Below are 18,231 nucleotides of genomic sequence, written 5' to 3' on the forward strand. Positions count from 1 at the left end.
AGGGATTGCCAACCCACATCGTGGAGTGCCGGTTTCTACAATGGGCGGATGTTTGTTCACCTGCGCCTGCACACCGAGTTTTCCGTCGTCGACGGCACCAACCGCATCGACGAAGTCGTCAAGGCCGCCGCTGCCGACAAGCAGCCCGCGCTGGCCATCACCGACCTGAACAACCTGTTCGGGGCGGTCAAGTTCTACAAGCAGGGGCGAGGCAAGGGCGTCAAGCCGGTCATCGGTGCCGAAATCTTCATCGAAGGCCTGGGCAAGGAGCCCGGCGTGCTCACCCGCATCGTGCTGCTGGTGCAGAACATGGAGGGCTACCTCCACCTGTCCGAGCTGCTGGCGCGCGCCTGGACGCAGAACGTGGGCCGTGGCCAGTCGCAGGCGGCCTGCAAGCTCGAATGGCTCCAGGAACTGCAGGGCGGGCTGATCGCGCTGTCGGGCGCGCAGGCCGGCCCGCTGGGCGCGCCGCTGCTGCAGGGGCAGGAAGAGCGCGCCGCCGAGCTGGCGCTGCAGCTGGCGGGCATGTTCCCGCATCGCTTCTACATCGAGCTGCAGCGTGCGGGCCGCCCTGACGATGAGCCGCACGTGATTGCCGCCGTGAAGCTCGCGGCCCGGCTGCGCCTGCCGGTGGTCGCGACGCACCCGGTGCAGTTTGCCGAGCGACAGGACTACGAGGCGCACGAGGCGCGCGTCTGCATCTCGGAAGGCGAAATCCTGGGCAACCCGCGCCGCGTGCGCAAGTTCACCGAAGAGCAGTACTTCAAGTCGAGCGCCGAAATGCAGGCGCTCTTTGCCGACGTGCCGAGCGCGCTGGCCAACACAGTCGAGATCGCCAAGCGCTGCAACCTGACGCTGGTGCTCGGCAAGCCGCAGCTGCCCGACTTTCCGACGCCCTTCATCGGCGAAGGCGTGCGCATGCCGATCGACGAGTTCTTCCGCCAGGAGTCCTTTGTGGGCCTGGAAGAACGCCTGGCGCACCTCTACCCCGATCCGGCCCGGCGCGATGCCGAGAGGCCGCGCTATGTGGAGCGCCTCGAGTTCGAGATCAACACGATCCTGAACATGGGCTTCCCCGGCTACTTCCTGATCGTGGGCGACTTCATCAAGTGGGCCAAGAACAATGGCTGCCCGGTGGGCCCGGGCCGGGGCTCGGGCGCGGGCTCGCTGGTTGCCTACGCGCTGAAGATCACCGACCTCGATCCGCTCGAATACAAGCTGCTGTTCGAACGCTTCCTGAACCCTGAGCGCGTCTCGATGCCCGACTTCGACATCGACTTCTGCCAGGGCAACCGCGACCGCGTGATCGACTATGTGAAGGACAAGTACGGCCGCGATGCCGTGAGCCAGATCGCCACCTTCGGAACGATGGCCGCGCGCGCCGCCATCCGCGACGTGGGGCGCGTGCTCGACATGAGCTACATGTTCTGCGATGGCATCAGCAAGCTCATTCCCAACAAGCCGGGCCAGCCCGTCACCATTCAATATCCGCCGGACCCCAAGGTGGAAGGCGACAAGAACAACTACGCCATCGAGATGGAGCCGCAGCTCGCGGCGCGCATCGAGAAGGAAGAAGAAGTGCGCATGCTGGTCGAGCTCGCGCAGAAGCTCGAGGGCATGACGCGCAACATCGGCATGCACGCGGGCGGCGTGCTGATCGCGCCCGGCAAGCTCACCGACTTCTGCCCGCTCTACCAGCAGCCCGGCAGCGACTCGGCCGTGAGCCAGTACGACAAGGACGACGTGGAGGCCATCGGCCTCGTGAAGTTCGACTTCCTGGGCCTGGCCACGCTCACCATTCTTGAGATCGCGAAAGAATTCATCGTCAAGCGCCACAAGGGCCAGGAGAACTTCGCGTACGAGAACATCAGGCTCGACGACCGCGAGACCTACAAGCTGTTCTCCGAGGGCAAGACGGAGGCGGTGTTCCAGTTTGAAAGCCGCGGCATGCAGGGCATGCTGAAGGATGCGCGGCCGACGCGGCTGGAGGACCTGATCGCGCTCAACGCGCTGTACCGTCCGGGCCCGATGGACCTGATCCCGAGCTTCGTGGCGCGCAAGCACGGCCGCGAAGAGGTGGAGTACCCGCACCCGGCCGTGGCCGAGATGCTCTCCGAGACCTACGGGATCATGGTCTACCAGGAGCAGGTGATGCAGACCGCGCAGATCCTGGGCGGCTACTCGCTCGGCGGCGCCGACCTGCTGCGCCGCGCCATGGGCAAGAAAAAGCTCGAGGAGATGGCCGAGCACCGCGAGAAATTCCGCGCGGGCGCGCTCAAGACGCACGGCATTCCCCAGGACAAGGCCGACGAGATCTTCGACCTGATGGAGAAGTTCGCGGGCTACGGCTTCAACAAGTCGCACGCCGCCGCGTACTCGCTGCTGGCGTACCACACGGGCTGGCTCAAGGTCCACTACACGGCCGAATTCTTCTGCGCCAACATGACCGTGGAAATGGACGACACCGACAAGCTCAAGGTGCTGTTCGAAGACGCGCAGAAGAATTTCGGCATCACCTTCGAGCCGCCGGACGTGAACCGCGGCAACTACCGCTTCGAGCCTGTCACCGACAAGGTGATTCGCTATGGCCTGGGTGCCGTCAAGGGCACCGGCCAGCTCGCGGTCGAGGCCGTGGTGCGCGCACGGGAAGAGGGCGGTCCGTTCAAGAGCCTGTTCGATTTCTGCGTGCGCATCGACCGCCAGCGCATCAACAAGCGCACGGTCGAAGCGCTCATCAAGGCCGGTGCCTTCGACGCGATCCAGCAGAACCGCGCCTCGCTCATCGCCTCGGTCGACCGCGCCTTCGAGTTCGCGGCCGCCACCGAGGCCAATGCGGCGCAGGTCGACATCTTCGGCGACAGCGAGCACGGCTCGGCGACGCAGGAGCCCGAGCTGGTGGACGCCACGCCCTGGGGCGTGAAGGAGCGGCTCACCTTCGAGAAGACGGCCGTCGGCTTCTATCTTTCGGGCCACCTGTTCGACGAGGTGGCGCACGAGGTGCGGCGCTTCTGCAAGCGCGAGATCGGCGACCTCATGGACACGCGCGAACAGCAGGTGATCGCGGGCATCGTGAGCGATTTCCGCGTGATCAACGGCCAGCGCGGCCGGCTGGCGATCTTCAAGCTCGACGACAAGTCCGATGCCATCGACGCCACCGCGGACGAGGCGCTGATCAATGCGAACCGCAACACCTTGAAGGACGACGAGCTGGTGATCGTGAGCGGCCGGCTGCAGCCGGGCCGCGGCGGCTTCGAGGCCCGTTTCCAGGTGCAGCAGGTGTGGGACCTGGCCACCGCGCGCTGCCGCTTCGGGAAATTCCTGCGGGTGGCCGTCAATGGCAAGGCGCCCGACATCGCGCGCCTGGTGAAGGACTTTCCTCCGCGCACCGAGCAGAGCGAGCATGGCGACCTCGTGCAGGGGCTGCCGGTGCGCCTGTCGATGGCGCGCGGCGGCGCGCAGGTCGAACTGCAGCTCGGCGAGCGCGCCAGGTTCTTCCCGACCGACGCCGCACTCGCGAGCTGGACGGCGCAGGCGGAGGCCGGCAAGGCCTCGGTCGTCTACGAGTGAGCCTCGCCTTCGGAGGCATGGCTCCCGAAGGCGGCGCCGCCGCCGCTAGCGCTTAGGTTTGAGCACCACGATCAGCGATGGGTAAATGCGTCCATCGGTGTCGCGCGGCAGTTTGTCGGTCTTGTGCAGGCCGCGTTCGGCGGCTTCGTCCCAATTGGGCAATCCACTCGACTTGGTCAACTTGACGCCGACGATGGTGCCATCCGGCGCGAGATTCACTAGGAACTCGGCAGGGGGGTTGCCGTTCACAGTATCAGCATCGGGGAAGGTGATGTTTGGCCGCACCGCCGCGGCGATGCGCGCTTCATAGCCGCTCGACGGCCCTGACGAGCGCATCGCCGTGCCCTTGGAATCATCGCTGCCGCTCGCGCCCGCGAGGCCCTGCATGCGCTTGAGCGTTGCCGCGCGGTCGGCCGCGGCCTGCTTGGCTGCGGCTTCCTGCTGCTTCTTCGCTTCGGCCTGCTTGGCCTCGGCTTCCTGCTGCTTCTTCTGCTGCTCGGCGAGCTTTTGCTGCTGCGCCTTCTTGCGTTCGGCTTCGTCTTCGGCGCGCTGCCTGGCCTCGAGCTCTTTCTTGCGCTGCTGTTGCTGGCGCTCGAGCTCGCGCTCCTTCTGTTCCTTTTCTTCCTTGAGCTTTTTCTCGCGCTCGAGCGCGATGTCCGGCGCACGCGGCGGCGGCGCGGGCTCGGGTGCCTTCACCTGAGGCGGGGGCGGCGGCGGAGGAGGAGCAGGCGGCGGAGGCGCGGGAGCGGGCGTGGGTGCCTGCGGCGCCGACAGGCGCGGCGCGGCCTGCTGCACCGTGGAAGACCACAGCTCCGCATCGACGGCGCCTTCGTCGGCATCGCTGCGCCAGCGCACTCCCCACGTCAGCGCGGCAATCAGCAGCGCGTGCGCAATCAGCGCGAGCAGCACCGCGCGCGGCGTGCCGCGCTGCGGCGGTGGTGCGAACTCGGGGCGATCCAGGGCGAGCGACATGCCTTATTTGCCGCCCGTGGTGGTGACGGACAGGCCCACGCGCTCGATGCCGCTGCGCTTGAGCTGGTTCATCGCCTTCACGACGGTTTCGTACTTCACGGACTTGTCGGCGCTGATGACCACGGGGCGCTGGTCGTCGCCGCCCTGGGCGGTCTTGGCCGCGGAGCCGATCTGGGTCATGGGAACGGACGTGCCGCCGCTGCCGGCGGACGGGTCTTTCTTGATCTGCGCTTCGTCGTCGCTCTTGATGACGATCTCGATCGGCTTGTCGGGCTGCTTGTTGGCGCGGTCGACCGAGGGCAGGTTGATCACGCTCGGCGTGATGAGCGGCGCGGTGACCATGAAGATGATCAACAGCACCAGCATCACGTCGATGAACGGGACCATATTGATCTCGTTGATCGTGCGGCGGCCTCGGCCCCGGGATGAAACTGCGGGCATGGGCTGTAACCTCCGCTCAGCGGTTGGCCGGAGCCGCCGAAGTTGCCGACGCCACCGCGGCCGGGTTGGCCGAGAGGTTGCGCTGCAGGATGTTGGAGAACTCCTCGATGTAGGTTTCGAGGGCAATCGCGATCTTGTCGATCTCGCGTGCGAAGCGGTTGTAGCCCACCACCGCCGGAATGGCGGCGAACAGGCCGATGGCGGTGGCCACCAGCGCTTCGGCAATGCCGGGCGCCACGGTGGCCAGCGTCACCTGCGCGAGCGCGGCCAGGCCGGTGAAGGCATGCATGATCCCCCAGACCGTGCCGAACAGGCCGACATACGGCGACACCGAGCCCACGGTGGCGAGGAACGACAGGTTCTGCTCGGCCGCGTCGAGTTCGCGCTGGAAGCTCGCGCGCATGGCGCGGCGGGCGCCGTCCAGCAGCGTGGGCGCGTCGCTCACGTGGCGCTCGCGCAGCTTCTGGTACTCGCGCATGCCCGAGGCGAAGATGCGCTCCATGGGCCCCGCGAACTTGGCGTTCTGCGCGGCCGAGGCGAACAGTTCGTTCAGGCTGGTGCCCGACCAGAACTCGCGCTCGAAGTCGTCGTTGAGCGCGCGCATGCGGCGCAGCGCGAAGTACTTGCGGATGATCGCGGCCCAGCTGGCGATCGAGACGATCACGAGCAGCAGCACGACCAGTTGCACCACGAAGCTCGCATGGAGCAGGAGATTGATGATGGAGAGGTCTTGGTTCATGGCTTGAAAGGTTGAGTCATGGAGCCGCCGCAGCGCTCGAGGGTTCCCGCAACTTGGACTGGTATCCGAGCAGGACGCAATGTGGAGGCATCCACCCAGCCGATGCGGATCGTGCCTTCGCACAGCAGAACGGGCGCCGCGGCCCCCATTCGTTCCTGCTCTGTTTTTGATAGCACGCGTTGACCGATTATCAACGACGCCGTGCCCAGTTGTCGGAGATCGGCTGTAACCAGCAGTTCGTCGTCGAGCCGGGAGGGGCGATGGTATTTGAGCTGCGTTTCGCTCACCACGAACTGGCCGCCGGTTTCCTCGCGCAGCTTTCGCTGTTCCACGCCCAGCGAGCGCAGCCATTCGGTGCGGCCGCGCTCCATGAACTTGAGGTAGTTGGCGTAGAACACGATGCCGCCGGCGTCGGTGTCTTCCCAGTAGACGCGGATCGGAAACGCGTAGCTCATCGGGCGGGGTTCGCGATCATGGCGCGCAGGCGCTCGACCGATTCCTGCAGGTGCGCCATCGAGCTGGCGGTGGAGAAGCGCACGAACCTGCTTGTCTCGGCCGTGCCGAAGTCGCGGCCCGGCGTCACGGCCACGTGGGCGCGCTTCATGGTTTCGAAGGCGAAGTCCCAGCTGCCCGAGATGCCCAGTTTCTCGGCGACCGCGGTGCAATCGGCCCAGGCGTAGAAGGCACCGTCGGGCACCACCGGCACGTTCAGGCCCAGCGCATTCAGCTGCGGAATGAACCAGTCGCGGCGCGCCTTGAACTCGGCGCGGCGGCGCTCGTATTCGGCAATGCTCTCGGCCTCGAAGCAGGCCAGCGCGGCGTACTGCGACACGGTGCTCGCACAGATGAAGAGGTTTTGCGCGAGCCGCTCGACCACCGGCACCAGCGCCTCGGGCACCACCAGCCAGCCCAGGCGCCAGCCGGTCATGTTGAAGTACTTGCTGAAGCTGTTGATGCTGATGACGTTGTCGTCGATGGCCAATGCCGTCTGCCCGAAGGCATCGTCGTACGAGAGGCCCAGGTAGATCTCGTCGATCAGCGTGATGCCGCCGCGCTGCGACACCACCTCGTGGATGCGGCGCAGTTCATCGGGCGCGATCGAGGTGCCGGTCGGGTTGGAGGGCGAGGCGAGCAGCACGCCGCGCGTCTTGTCGGTCCAGGCGGCCTCGACCTTGGCGGCCGAGAGCTGGAAGCGCTCTTCGGCGGTGGTCGGCACCAGCACGGCCTTGCCGTCCGCGGCGCTCACGAAGTGGCGGTTGCAGGGATAGCTGGGGTCGGGCAGCAGGATCTCGTCGCCGGACTCGATCAGCGCCAGGCACGCCAGCTGCAGCGCAGCCGAAGCCCCCGCGGTCACCACGATGCGGCGGGCCGGCACGTCGACACCGAAGCGCTGTGCGTACCAGCCGCTGATGCGCTCGCGCAGCAGGTCCAGGCCGGTGGCCTGGGTGTACTGCGTGGCACCGGCGCGCACGGCACGCGCGGCGGCTTCCTGCACCAGCGGCGGGGCGGTGAAGTCGGGCTCGCCGATGTTCAGGAAGATCATCGGCCGGTCGGTGTGGGCCACCTCGCGTGCGAGCACGCCGGCGGCCTTGGCCACCTCCATCACATAGAAGGGTTCGATGCGCTGTGCGCGCGCCGAAATTCTCACGTCCTGGCCTTGCCCGAGGCGCGGTCGGCCTCGACTTCGGCGGCGCGCAATTGCGGCGCCAGGCCATTGAGCACGGCGTTCACGTACTTGTGGCCGTCGGTGCCGCCGAATTCCTTGGCAAGCTCGATGCACTCGTTGAGCACCACGCGCCATGGCACGTCCAGGCAGTGCTGGAACTCGTACACGCCGATCCACATCACGGCGTGCTCGATCGGCGAGATCTCCTCGAACTTGCGGTCCAGCAGCGGACGGATCAATGCGTCGAGCTGCTCGGCGCCTTCGATCGAGCCGTGCAGCAGCGCGTCGTAGTGCGCGGCGTCGGCCTTGTGGAAGCCCGCGAGGTCGCGCGTGAAGTGGTCGATCTCGGTCGGGTCGTTGCGGCCCACCAGGTGCTGGTAGAGCGCCTGCAGCGCGAACTCGCGCGCGCGGCTGCGGTTCGACTTGGCCGAGGCCTTGCGCGCGCCGGTGCTGGTGAGGCCGGTACGCACTTGCCGCGCCGGGCGCGGCTTGGCGCCGGCTGCCTTGTTGTTGTTGTCTTCGGTCATGTGAGGGAGGCCAGCAGCCGCGCCATCTCGACAGCCACCTGGGCCGCATCGCGGCCCTTGTCGGTCTGTCGGGCGACGGCTTGCGCTAGGTTTTCGGTCGTGAGGATCGCGTTGGCGATGGGAAGGCGATGGTCGAGCGCCACGCGGCTCACGCTCGCGCCCGATTCGTTGGCCACCAGTTCGAAGTGGTAGGTCTCGCCGCGGATGATGCAGCCCAGCGCCACCAGTGCGTGGTAGCCACCGCGCACGGCCATGGCCTGCAGCGCGACCGGCACTTCGAGCGCGCCGGGAACCTGCACATGATGGATGTCCTCCGCGGCCACGCCCAGCCTCTCGAGTTCGGCGAGGCAGGCGGCGGCGAGCGCATCGGTGATGTCGGCGTTGAAGCGCGCCTGCACGATGCCGATGCGCAGGCCTTTTCCGTCGAGCGGCGTGTTGTGGTCAGCGCCCTTGTTTGCACCTTGCATGGTGGTCAGTCTTTCGTGAGGTAGCCGGCAATTTCGAGGCCGTAGCCCGCGGCCATGCTCGGCATGCGGCGGGGCGTGCCGAGCAGGTTCATCTTGTGCACGCCGCATTCGCGCAGGATCTGCGCGCCGATGCCGTAGCTGCGCAGGTCCATGCGGCCGCGCTCGGGTGCCTGCGCAGGGCGTGCGGTGCCGTCGAATTGCGCAAGCAGCTCGCCGGCCGTTTCGCCGCAATTGAGCAGCACGGCCACGCCCTTGCCCTCGTTCGCGATGTGCGCGAGGCTGGCGTCCAGGCTCCACGAGTGCAGCGAACGGTTGATTTCGAGCGCATCGAGCACCGACAGCGGCTCGTGCACGCGCACCGACACCGTGTCTTCCGGCGCCCACTGGCCGCGCACCAGCGCCAGGTGCACGCCGCGGCTCGGCTTGTCGGTGAAGGCGTGGGCGGTGAAGCTGCCCCAGGCGGTCTGGATCTCGCGGCAGCCGACCTTCTCGACCAGCGATTCGGTGCGGCTCCTGTGCTCGATGAGCGCGGCAATGGTGCCGATCTTGAGGCCGTGTTCGGCCGCGAAGATCTGCAGGTCGGGCAGGCGCGCCATGGTGCCGTCCTCGTTCATCACCTCGCAGATCACCGAGGCGGGCGAGCAGCCGGCCATCGCGGCCAGGTCGCAGCCGGCTTCGGTATGGCCGGCGCGCATCAGCACCCCGCCGTCCACCGCCTGCAGCGGAAAGATGTGGCCGGGCTGCACCAGGTCGCTGGCCACGGCGTTGCGCGCCACGGCCGCCTGCACGGTGCGCGCGCGGTCGGCCGCCGAGATGCCGGTGGTCACGCCTTCGGCCGCCTCGATGGACACGGTGAAGGCCGTCGAATGCTTGGCGCCGTTGCGCGACACCATCGGCGGCAGCTGCAGCCGCTCGCACATCTCGCGCGAGAGCGTGAGGCAGATCAGCCCGCGCGCATGGCGCGCCATGAAATTGATGGCCTCGGGCGTGATGTGGTCGGCCGCAATGACGATGTCGCCTTCGTTCTCGCGGTCTTCCTCGTCCACCAGGATCACCATGCGGCCGGCAGCGAGCTCGGCCACGATCTCCTCGACCGAGGAAATCGGCGCGGGCGCCCGCGTGCCGCGGGGAGCGCCGATGGGCGTGACGGAAGCGTTCATTCGGCTGTGTCCTTGGAATACGTGGAAGGAGTCGGCACCAGGACGCCGGCCTGGAGCATGCGCTCCACGTAGCGCGCCACGGTGTCGATTTCGAGATTGACCTTGGAGCCGGCCTGCAGGCTGCCGAGGGAGGTGTTGTCGACGGTGTGCGGGATCAGGTTGATGCTGATTTCCGCGCCGTCTTCGATGTCGCTCACGCTGTTGACCGTGAGGCTCACGCCGTTGATCGTGATCGAGCCCTTGTAGGCCAGGAAGCGCGCGAGCGCGGGCGGCGCCACCACGCGCAGCTCCCAGCTTTCGCCGACCGGCGCGAAGTGGCTGACCGTGCCGATGCCGTCCACGTGGCCGGAGACGATGTGGCCGCCCAGCCGGTCGCTGGCGCGCAGCGCCTTCTCGAGGTTGATGCGGGCGCCTTCCGCGGTCAGTCCCGCAGTCTTGTCGAGCGATTCGGCCGAGATGTCGATGGTGAACTGCTGCCGGGCGGGGTCGAGCGTGGTCACGGTCATGCACGCGCCGTTGAGCGCAATGCTGTCGCCGAGCCCGACGTCGTCGAGGTAGCCGTCGGGCACCGCAATGCCGAGTCTTTTGCCGTAGGAGGAGGAGGGGCCGAGGTCGTGGATGGCGGCGATGCGCCCCACGCCGGTGATGATTCCGGTGAACATCCACGCATTTTCGCAGACATCCTGGGTCCGCCCGGCGGGCGCCTGCATTCGCCCGCTAGAAAGCGTCCCTTCCGGCGACCCGGGCCACGATCCGCAGGTCCGGCCCGATCTGCTCGATGGTCCTGAATTCCAGCGGCAGCGCGCCGGCCAGGTCGGCCAGCGGCCCGCCGGCGTGGATGCCGGAGGCCATGTCGAGCCCGTCGCCGATGAGCTTGGGCGCCAGGTACACCAGCAGCTCGTCGACCAGTCCCTCGCGCAGCAGCGAGCCGTTGAGCTTGTGGCCGGACTCGACGTGGAGCTCGTTGACCTCGCGGCGGGCCAGATCCCGCAGCATCGCGGCCAGGTCGACCTTGCCCTGTGCATTGGGCAGGTAGGCGATGGTGGCGCCGCGCGCTTCCAGCGCGGCGGCCTTGGCGCCGTCCTGCGCCGCGGCGTAGATCCAGACGGGGCGGCCGGCCATGAAGATCCGCGCGCCGGGCGGCGTCTGCAATTGGCTGTCGACCACCACCACGTGCGGCTGGCGGCTGGTTTGCACCAACCGCACGTCGAGCCGGGGATCGTCCTCCAGTACCGTGCCCACGCCGGTCAGCACCGCGCTGGCCCGCGCCCGCCATGCATGGCCGTCGGCACGCGCCGGTTCCGAGGTGATCCATTGGCTCACGCCGTTGCGCAGGCCGGTCTTGCCGTCGAGCGAGGCGGCGGCCTTGAGTCGCACCCAGGGCGACTTGCGGACCATGCGGCTGAAAAAGCCGATGTTGAGTTCGCGCGCTTCCTCCGCGCCCGGCCCCACCTCGACCGCCACGCCTGCGGCGCGCAATCGCTCGAAGCCCTGGCCGGCGACCAGCGGGTTGGGGTCCGCCATCGACGCCACCACCCGGCCGATGCCCGCCGCCGCCAGCGCATCGCAGCAGGGGCCGGTGCGGCCATGGTGCGCGCAGGGCTCGAGCGTGACGAAGGCGGTGGCGCCGGCAACCGAATGGCCGCGCGCCGCGGCATCGCGCAGCGCCATGACCTCGGCGTGCGGGCCGCCGACCTGCTGGGTGTGCCCTTGGCCGATCACCGTGCCGTTCGCGTCCACCAGCACGCAGCCGACGCGCGGATTGGGGTCGGTCTCAGGCCCGGCCTGGCGCGCGAGGTCCAGGGCCTGGGCCATGAAATTCACAATTTCATTTGCATTTGTCATTTTTTATTAAATCAAATCTATTTGGAAATCAATTTAAAACAATTGAGGCCAATGATCCATTGATCCGTTTATTTCGACCGTTCGTCGTTTGGCGGATCGTCAATAAGAATTCGCCAAATAGAATTTTTGAAAAATTGCAATCAGGGAGAAAACGTCCGCCGCTCCAGCCACTTTGGCGAGGCGGCGGACGGTACAACATGAAAAACGGATTCTGCGCGTCCGTGAGGACGCATTTCTACCGAGGCGGACGGCCACACGGCTTCACGCTGGTCGAAATGATGGTCGTCATCGTACTGATGGCCATCCTGCTGGCACTGGCGCTGCCCAGCTTCAACAGCCTGATCGAGAAGTACCGCGTCGAGGGCATGGTTTCAGCCTTGATGGCGAGCGTGAGCCATGCGCGCGCAGAAGCGGCTCGGCGCGGGCAGGCCGTGACCATCCGGCAGCGCGCGGAGTGCAGCGGCGCAGACTGGAGCTGCGGCTGGGAAACAGTGGTCGGCAGCGGCGACGGGCTCGAAATCCTCCAGCGGCAAGACCCCGACACGCGCGTTGCGATCGAGAAGAGCGCGGTCGGGTCCATGGCCTTCGATCCCATGGGTCATTTTTCGAGCGTCGCCCGGATCAGCTTCCATCCGGTGGGAAGCGCCAGTTCGTCCAACGATGTCGTTGTGTGCCTGTCGCTCGGCTGGCGCGTTCGGCGGTGCTGACGGGAGGAGCGGAACGTGCCGAGCAATTCGATTCGCGCGCCGCGCGGCCAGGCGGGCTTCTCGATGATCGAGGCCCTGGTGGCCATTCTCGTGCTCTCGTTCGGCCTGCTCGCGCTGGCGGGCTTCCAGCTGCGCGTGCTTTCCGACAGCGTAGGTGCGAGCAATCAGAACATCGCCGCGCAGCTGGCTGGAGACATGGCCGATCGCATCCGTGCGAACCCCGTGACCGGCGCCGCATCGGCCAGTCCCTATGTGGCCGACTGGGCGGCGGCGGACGCCACCGAACCCACCCCCTCGTGCGCAGGGTCCAAAGCCAGTTGCACCGCGGCTCAACTGGCCGCCCACGACCTGTGGGCCTGGAAGCACAGGGTGGCGAGCGCGTTGCCGGGCGACGTAGCCGACGTGCAGAGCAGGAAGGCGGTCGGCGGCTTGCTGTTCGTGCACATCGCCTGGGACGAGCCCGCTGCAGTCAACCCGATCGCATCCGATTCGGCCTGGAACTGCCTGGCCGGCAAGGCCTGCCAGGAAGCCATCGTTGCGGTGCCCCAGCTATGAGCAACAAGACATTTGCTCGCCGCCTGCGGCAGGCCGGCTTCACGCTGGTCGAAATCCTCGTTGCACTGATCATCGGCATGCTGGTGGTGCTGGCCGCGATGGCCAGCATGCTCGGCACGCGCAGCACCGCCATGACGGGCGACGATGTCAATGCGCTGCACCAGTCGTCGGCGCTGGCGTTCAGGCTGCTGGGCCAGCAGATCCGGCAGGCCGGCTACTTCCCGATCGATGCCACCGGGCCGCTGTACTACTTCGACGTCAATGCGAACACCAAGCTCGCGAACGAGCCGGCTTTCTTCGCGATCCAGGGGCAGGAGGCAGCTGCCGGTTCGGTGAACGACACGCTGAAAGTCGGCTTTGCGCCGAACCCGGATTACTTCCACGACTGCCTCGGCCAGGCGGCCAAGAACTCGGCGGGCGCAGAGTACACCCCCGGCAATCCCGCGGACCCCGCGAACGTGCGTTTGATCACCAGCGAGTTCTACGTGGTCAACGGCGCCTTGCGGTGCAAGGGCAGCGGTCATACCACGCCGCAGCCGATCATCGACGGCGTCGAGCGCTTCGATGTCATGTACGGCATCGGCGATGCCGGAACCGAACGCGTGGTGCGCTACGTGACGGCCACGAACGTAGCGAGCTTCGACCAGGTTCGCACGGTGCGCGTGTGCCTGCAGCTTGCCGGCACTTCCAGGAGCAACCCCGGCGGCAGCTACGTCGATTGCGATGGTTCGTCGCGGACCAGCAGCGACGGCAAATTGCGCCGCGTCTATACGGCGGTGTTCGCACTGCGCAACCTATGACCACCCCCAGTCTTCGCGCACTTCGTGTCGCTTCGCCATCCCCCTTGCAGGGGGTAACACCAGCGGCCCGGCAAAGCCGGTTCCGCGGTGTTTCTGGCAAATACCTGGCGCAGCAGCGGGGGGTCTCGCTGTTCATCGTGCTCATCATGCTGCTGCTCTCGGCGTTGCTAGCAGTGGGTGGCGCGCGGACGGCCCAACTGCTCGAATCGATGGCGGGCAACCAGCGCGACTACCAGCGCGCCTTCGAGGCCGCCGAAGCCGCGCTGCTGGATGCCGAGCGCGACATCCGGCAACTGGCCTTCAACGCCACGACCCAGACTTACGTGGCGTGCTCCGCGCTCGTGGACTCGCCCTGCCGCAAGGCCGCGGACACCCGCGTGTTTCCCGATCGGGATACCGGCTGGGTCACCGCCTACGTGGGGAAGGGCGCCAACAGCTGCGAGCGTGGCATCTGCTACTTCGCCGGGACCGACTCCGTGGGCGCCGCTTCAGGCAGCGAGGCCTACCGGTTCTGGACCCGTTCCGCCTACGTGGACCAGTACGCCGCCTACGGTCAATTCACGGGCGCGCCGACCGCTGGCAATCCGGCCTTGGCCAGCGCGAGGTACTGGATCGAGGTGATTGACCGCGCGCGCAGCGGCGAGCCACTGTACCGGATCACCGCGCTTTCCACCGGCGCACGCACGGCCAGCACGGGTGGCGGCACGCGGGTCCTGTTGCAGATGTCCTTCGACCCGGCCGCGGTCAGGAAAGTGAATTGAGCATGGCGGGAAGAATAGATATGAACATCCACAGGTTTTCGAGGAACGCCGTGCTGTGCGGCCTGGTGCTGGCGCAGACCGCCGGGCACGCCGCGCCATATCCGCTGACCCAGGCGCCGCGCAACACGGCGGTCAAGGAGCCGGCGCCGAACGTGATCGTGTCGGTCGACAACTCGGGCAGCATGGCGTGGTCGTCGCGGGCGTCGGATGGAAGCTGGGCGCCGCCGGCTGGAATTCCCACGCGGCTGGAAGCGCTGAAGACCGCGCTCAGGGACAACTTCTCGGCGGCCAACATCCCCAACGACCGGATCCGCCTTTCCTGGCAGGCGATGAACAACAACAAGGGCGGCAAGAACGACAACTGCGTCGGCTTTTTCGGCGGCAGCGCAGTTGGGACCTATCAGGCCGGCCGCTGCCTTCTCAACGGCCAAGCCAACGCGAACCTGATGCGTTCGCTGGACGACACGCACCGCGCCAATTTCATGAGCTGGGTCGATGCCCTGGACGCGGAAGGTGGAACGCCCCTGCACGCGATGATGACCCGTGCTGGCGAATACATGAAGACCACCGGTAAGTACAGCCCGTACTCGGATGACCCGGGTGTGGAGGGCGCCACCCAATCGAGCTGCCGCAAGTCCTTCCACATCTTCATGACCGACGGCGACTACAACCTGTTCGGCTTCAATCCGGACCCCGCGGCACTCGGCATGCCGGCCATCGGCAATGCGGATGGAGCGAGTCGCGCCTTGCCTGATGCCGTGGCCTACGTGCCGCGCGCGCCCTACAAGGACGATGCAGGTGCGGTCAACAACAGCTGGGAGAAAGACGCCTCTGGATGGTGGCCGACGGCGGAATACCGGCCCACACTGGCCGACATGGCCTTTCATTACTGGGCCAGCGACCTGCAACCCACCGTGTCGAACAACGTCAAGAAGGTCGTTGCCGAGCCCGGCGACGTGACCGTAGGAACGGCAACGGTTCCCGAGTACTGGAACCCCAGGAACGATCCCGCCACCTGGCAACACCCGAACACCTACACCATCGGCTTTGGCGCTGCCTCGTCGTGGACGGGCGCGCCGGCCGTTTCGGCGGACGCGTCGCAGCCGACCTACAGCGGGGACTATGCGCGCTTGGTCGATGGCTCGATCACCTGGAAGGATCCGCTGGCGAGCACCTTGGCGGCGCCGGGGAGGTGGCATTCCGCAAGCGGCGCCTATGGCTATTACCACGAGCTCACCGCCAACGCCTCCGCCGTGCGCATGGACCTCTGGCACGCTGCGCTCAACAGCCGCGGCACCTTCACGCCGGCCGCGAATGCGCAGGCGCTCGGCGATGCCTTCCGATCCATCCTTTCGCAGATTCTGTTCAACACCAGCACCCCGCTGACCTCGATCTCGGCCAGCGGCTCCAGGGTTTCGACTGCCACCTCGGCCTACCAGGCCGGCTACGACACGGCCGACTGGTCGGGCAAGCTGACGGCCACGCCGTTCGGCAGCAATGGCAAGCTGGCCGCCGCGCCCGCGTGGTCGGCGCGCGAACTGCTCGATGCGCGCATGGCCGTGGCCGGTGCGCACGACCGCGATCGCAAGGTGCTGAGCTTCTCGGGTACCACCGCGGCAACGGCCACCAGCGCTGCGGCCACCGGTGCCGGCGTGCCGTTCCGATGGGCCAGCCTGAGCGAGGCGCAGAAGGCGGCGCTCAAGGGCAGCACCGGCATCGACGCGGCAAGCACCGCGCTCGGCCAGGGCGTGCTCGACTTCCTGCGCGGCGACCGCAGCAACGAGGGCGCCGGCCTCGGCCTGCGCAAGCGCGGCCATGTGCTGGGCGACATCGTGGGCTCCAGCGTCTGGTACGTGGGGAAGCCCAGCAGCGGCTTCACCCATGAGGGCTACGCCGCATTCGCCTCGACCATCGACCGCACGCCGATGGTCTATGTCGGTGCCAACGACGGCATGCTGCATGCCTTCAACGCGGGCACCGGCCAGGAGGCGTTCGCCTACGTGCCCGAAGGCGTCTATGGCACGGCGGCGGCGCCCCGCCTCAAGAAGCTCAGCGAGAGCACCTACTCGCACAGGTACTACGTCGACGGCAGCCCGTTCGTGGCCGACATCTACATGGGTTCGGCCGCCGACGCCAAGGCCACCGACACCGAGAAGGCGAAGCTGTGGAAGTCCTTCCTCGTGGGGACGCTGGGGGCGGGCGGCAAGGGCTACTTCGTGCTTGACGTCACCAAGCCCGAGAACATCGGCGAGACCAACGCCGCCGGCGTGGCCCTGATCGACACCACCGAGGTCGCCGACGACGACCTCGGCCACCAGTTCCAGCAACCCGTGCTCGATTCCTTTTCCAAGCGCGCGCTGCAGGTGGCGCCGCTCAACAACGGCCGCAGGGCTGTGATCCTGGGCAACGGCTACAACAGCACGAACGAGAAGGCGATGCTGTGGATCCAGTACCTCGACGGCGACAAATCCGTGCTGAAGATCCCGGCGCCGGCCACGCAGTCGGCCGGCACCGGCAACGGGCTCTCGGCGCCGCAGGTGGTGGACCGCAACGGCGACGGCAAGGTCGACTACGTCTATGCCGGCGACCTGCTCGGCAACCTCTGGAAGTTCGACCTGAGCAGCGGCAAGAGCAGCGGCTGGAAGGCCACCCTGGGCTCCGGCGCAACCGCGTCGAGCCTGGACAACGTGCCGCTGTTCGCCGCAGGCGCCATGCAGCCGATCACGGCCGCGCCGCTGGTCGTCGACCATCCGCGCGGCGGCTACATGGTGATGTTCGGCACCGGCCGGCTGTTTGCCGCCGGCGACGAAAGCAGCAGCGCCAAGCAGTATCTGTACGGCATCTGGGACCGCGCCAACGGCAGCACGGGCACAGCGGCGCTGGCCGACCTGGTGGCGCAGACCATCGGGACCGGCACGGTGAAGGAGGGCGAGGTGGAATTCCGCACCGCGTCGCGCCACGGCGTGAGCTACAGCGGCTCGGGCGGCAAGCGCGGCTGGTACCTCGAACTGGGAGCCGCCGGCGAACGCATCGTCTATCCGGGCGATGCGCTGAGCGGCAGCGCGGGCCTGTTCTCGTCCACCATTCCCGGCTCGGCGAGCAATTCGCTCGACTGCGCGGCGGGCACCAGCGACGACGGCTGGTCGATGGTGATCGACTTCTTCAGCGGCGTGGTCCCCGACGGCATCGCCTACAACGGGTCCACCAGCGCGCTGGGCAGCTACCTCGGCTTCCGGAACCATTCAGGCCGGGACGACATCGTCTTTCGGCCGCAGAACGCCGCGGAAAAAGGCAAGCACGTGATCTGCAATGCGGCCGGCGGCTGCAACGAGACCGAGCTGCCGCAAGCCGTGCGCCGCTTCGGCTGGCGCAACCTGATCTCGTCGAATTGATGACCGCGCAGCGCACCCGAGCCATGAACAAATATCCCGACGCGCAGACCCGCAAAGGCCAGATGCGTTCGCGCGGCTTCACGCTGGTCGAACTCATGATCGTGACGGCGGTGATCGCCATCCTGGCCGCGATCGCCTATCCGAGCTACATGCGCTACGTGCTGCGGGCCAAGCGGGCCGATGCCAAGCAGCAGCTGCTGCAGGCGGCGCAATGGACCGAGCGCTACCTGACGGCCAACGGCCGAGGCTGTGTGAAAACGCGCTGTGCTGCTGGTCATCTCGGAAGTTGACCTCTCAGATCGAGCCAGGATCGACGATCGAAGGGAAAGGAAGAGTTTCAGTACCCCCGAAAACACGCTGGTCACGAGTTTTCACACAGCCTCGGCCAGTATCCGCCGTCAACCGTTGCGCTGCCGGCGGGGCTGAACCAGGCGCCATCCTCCGGCACCGCAAACTACACCATCAGCTATGCCGCAAGAACGGCAACCACCTACACGCTGAGGGCCGTGCCGCAGGGCGCATCGGCCGCCGACGAGTGTGGAACACTCACGGTGAACCAGCAGGGCGTCAAGCTGGCAGCCGACCAGACCAGCGTGTTGAACGCGCGGGTGCAGGCCTGCTGGAACCGCTGA

General features: G+C 67.1%; 16 protein-coding genes and 2 pseudogenes. 8 read left to right on the forward strand and 10 right to left on the reverse strand.

Annotated features, from left to right (window positions below):
• Positions 1–48: 48 nt before the first annotated feature.
• A complete protein-coding gene (gene dnaE, locus EJO66_RS06630) occupies positions 49–3,567 on the forward strand; it encodes a DNA polymerase III subunit alpha (protein ID WP_124958087.1) in 3,519 nt (1,172 codons plus the stop codon).
• Between the two features lie 45 nt (positions 3,568–3,612).
• Here the strand turns inward: dnaE and EJO66_RS06635 are convergent, their stop codons facing one another.
• From EJO66_RS06635 to ribD, 10 genes are read right to left on the reverse strand one after another with little or no spacing between them, the layout of a single operon-like run.
• On the reverse strand, positions 3,613–4,539 hold the full coding sequence (locus EJO66_RS06635; protein WP_124958086.1) for an energy transducer TonB: 927 nt from the start codon (positions 4,537–4,539) through the stop codon (positions 3,613–3,615).
• Positions 4,540–4,542: 3 nt separating this feature from the next.
• On the reverse strand, positions 4,543–4,980 hold the full coding sequence (locus EJO66_RS06640; protein WP_124958085.1) for an ExbD/TolR family protein: 438 nt from the start codon (positions 4,978–4,980) through the stop codon (positions 4,543–4,545).
• 16 nt (positions 4,981–4,996) lie between these two features.
• Positions 4,997–5,719 carry a protein TolQ gene (gene tolQ / locus EJO66_RS06645; RefSeq protein WP_012748214.1) on the reverse strand — a complete coding sequence of 241 codons (723 nt, stop codon included), beginning with the start codon at positions 5,717–5,719 and terminating at the stop codon, positions 4,997–4,999.
• Positions 5,716–6,174, reverse strand: coding sequence for a YbgC/FadM family acyl-CoA thioesterase (locus EJO66_RS06650; RefSeq protein WP_124958084.1), 459 nt, complete (start codon positions 6,172–6,174; stop codon positions 5,716–5,718). The genes tolQ and EJO66_RS06650 overlap by 4 nt, the downstream gene beginning before the upstream one ends.
• Entirely contained in the window at positions 6,171–7,367 is a 1,197-nt protein-coding gene (locus tag EJO66_RS06655) for a pyridoxal phosphate-dependent aminotransferase (RefSeq protein ID WP_124958083.1), read from the reverse strand. The genes EJO66_RS06650 and EJO66_RS06655 overlap by 4 nt, the downstream gene beginning before the upstream one ends.
• Positions 7,364–7,912 (reverse strand): transcription antitermination factor NusB, encoded by a 549-nt coding sequence (gene nusB / locus EJO66_RS06660; RefSeq protein ID WP_124958082.1) that lies wholly within the window; start codon positions 7,910–7,912, stop codon positions 7,364–7,366. Before nusB ends, EJO66_RS06655 begins: the two co-directional genes overlap by 4 nt.
• Positions 7,909–8,379, reverse strand: coding sequence for a 6,7-dimethyl-8-ribityllumazine synthase (gene ribH / locus EJO66_RS06665; protein WP_125964786.1), 471 nt, complete (start codon positions 8,377–8,379; stop codon positions 7,909–7,911). Before ribH ends, nusB begins: the two co-directional genes overlap by 4 nt.
• Positions 8,380–8,384: 5 nt before the next feature.
• Positions 8,385–9,539 (reverse strand): bifunctional 3,4-dihydroxy-2-butanone-4-phosphate synthase/GTP cyclohydrolase II, encoded by a 1,155-nt coding sequence (gene ribBA / locus EJO66_RS06670; protein WP_124958080.1) that lies wholly within the window; start codon positions 9,537–9,539, stop codon positions 8,385–8,387.
• Positions 9,536–10,201, reverse strand: a complete 666-nt coding sequence (locus EJO66_RS06675) for a riboflavin synthase (RefSeq protein WP_124958079.1) — start codon at positions 10,199–10,201, stop codon at positions 9,536–9,538. Before EJO66_RS06675 ends, ribBA begins: the two co-directional genes overlap by 4 nt.
• 55 nt (positions 10,202–10,256) lie before the next feature.
• Complete coding sequence (ribD, locus tag EJO66_RS06680; RefSeq protein WP_124958078.1) at positions 10,257–11,384, reverse strand: bifunctional diaminohydroxyphosphoribosylaminopyrimidine deaminase/5-amino-6-(5-phosphoribosylamino)uracil reductase RibD; 1,128 nt, start codon at positions 11,382–11,384, stop codon at positions 10,257–10,259.
• On the opposite strand from ribD, the gene EJO66_RS06685 reads away from it, so the two are divergent.
• The 7 genes and pseudogenes from EJO66_RS06685 to EJO66_RS06715 form a co-directional block, all read left to right on the forward strand.
• Positions 11,378–12,091 (forward strand): GspH/FimT family pseudopilin, encoded by a 714-nt coding sequence (locus tag EJO66_RS06685; RefSeq protein ID WP_240648521.1) that lies wholly within the window; start codon positions 11,378–11,380, stop codon positions 12,089–12,091. The two genes, ribD and EJO66_RS06685, sit on opposite strands and share 7 nt — an antisense overlap.
• Positions 12,092–12,106: 15 nt before the next feature.
• Positions 12,107–12,646 (forward strand): type IV pilus modification protein PilV, encoded by a 540-nt coding sequence (gene pilV, locus EJO66_RS06690; RefSeq protein WP_240648522.1) that lies wholly within the window; start codon positions 12,107–12,109, stop codon positions 12,644–12,646.
• Complete coding sequence (locus EJO66_RS06695) at positions 12,643–13,446, forward strand: PilW family protein (protein ID WP_124958077.1); 804 nt, start codon at positions 12,643–12,645, stop codon at positions 13,444–13,446. Before pilV ends, EJO66_RS06695 begins: the two co-directional genes overlap by 4 nt.
• On the forward strand, positions 13,443–14,207 hold the full coding sequence (locus EJO66_RS06700; protein ID WP_223262229.1) for a pilus assembly PilX family protein: 765 nt from the start codon (positions 13,443–13,445) through the stop codon (positions 14,205–14,207). Before EJO66_RS06695 ends, EJO66_RS06700 begins: the two co-directional genes overlap by 4 nt.
• A 20-nt stretch (positions 14,208–14,227) precedes the next feature.
• Positions 14,228–17,599 carry a pilus assembly protein gene (locus EJO66_RS06705; protein WP_223262228.1) on the forward strand — a complete coding sequence of 1,124 codons (3,372 nt, stop codon included), beginning with the start codon at positions 14,228–14,230 and terminating at the stop codon, positions 17,597–17,599.
• A 23-nt stretch (positions 17,600–17,622) separates the two neighbouring features.
• Positions 17,623–17,841: pseudogene (locus tag EJO66_RS06710) on the forward strand (type IV pilin protein); the annotation flags it as partial.
• 153 nt (positions 17,842–17,994) lie between these two features.
• A pseudogene (locus EJO66_RS06715) lies at positions 17,995–18,231 on the forward strand (type IV pilin protein); the annotation flags it as partial.

Source organism: Variovorax beijingensis (genome assembly GCF_003951285.1).
Lineage (GTDB): Bacteria > Pseudomonadota > Gammaproteobacteria > Burkholderiales > Burkholderiaceae_C > Variovorax > Variovorax beijingensis.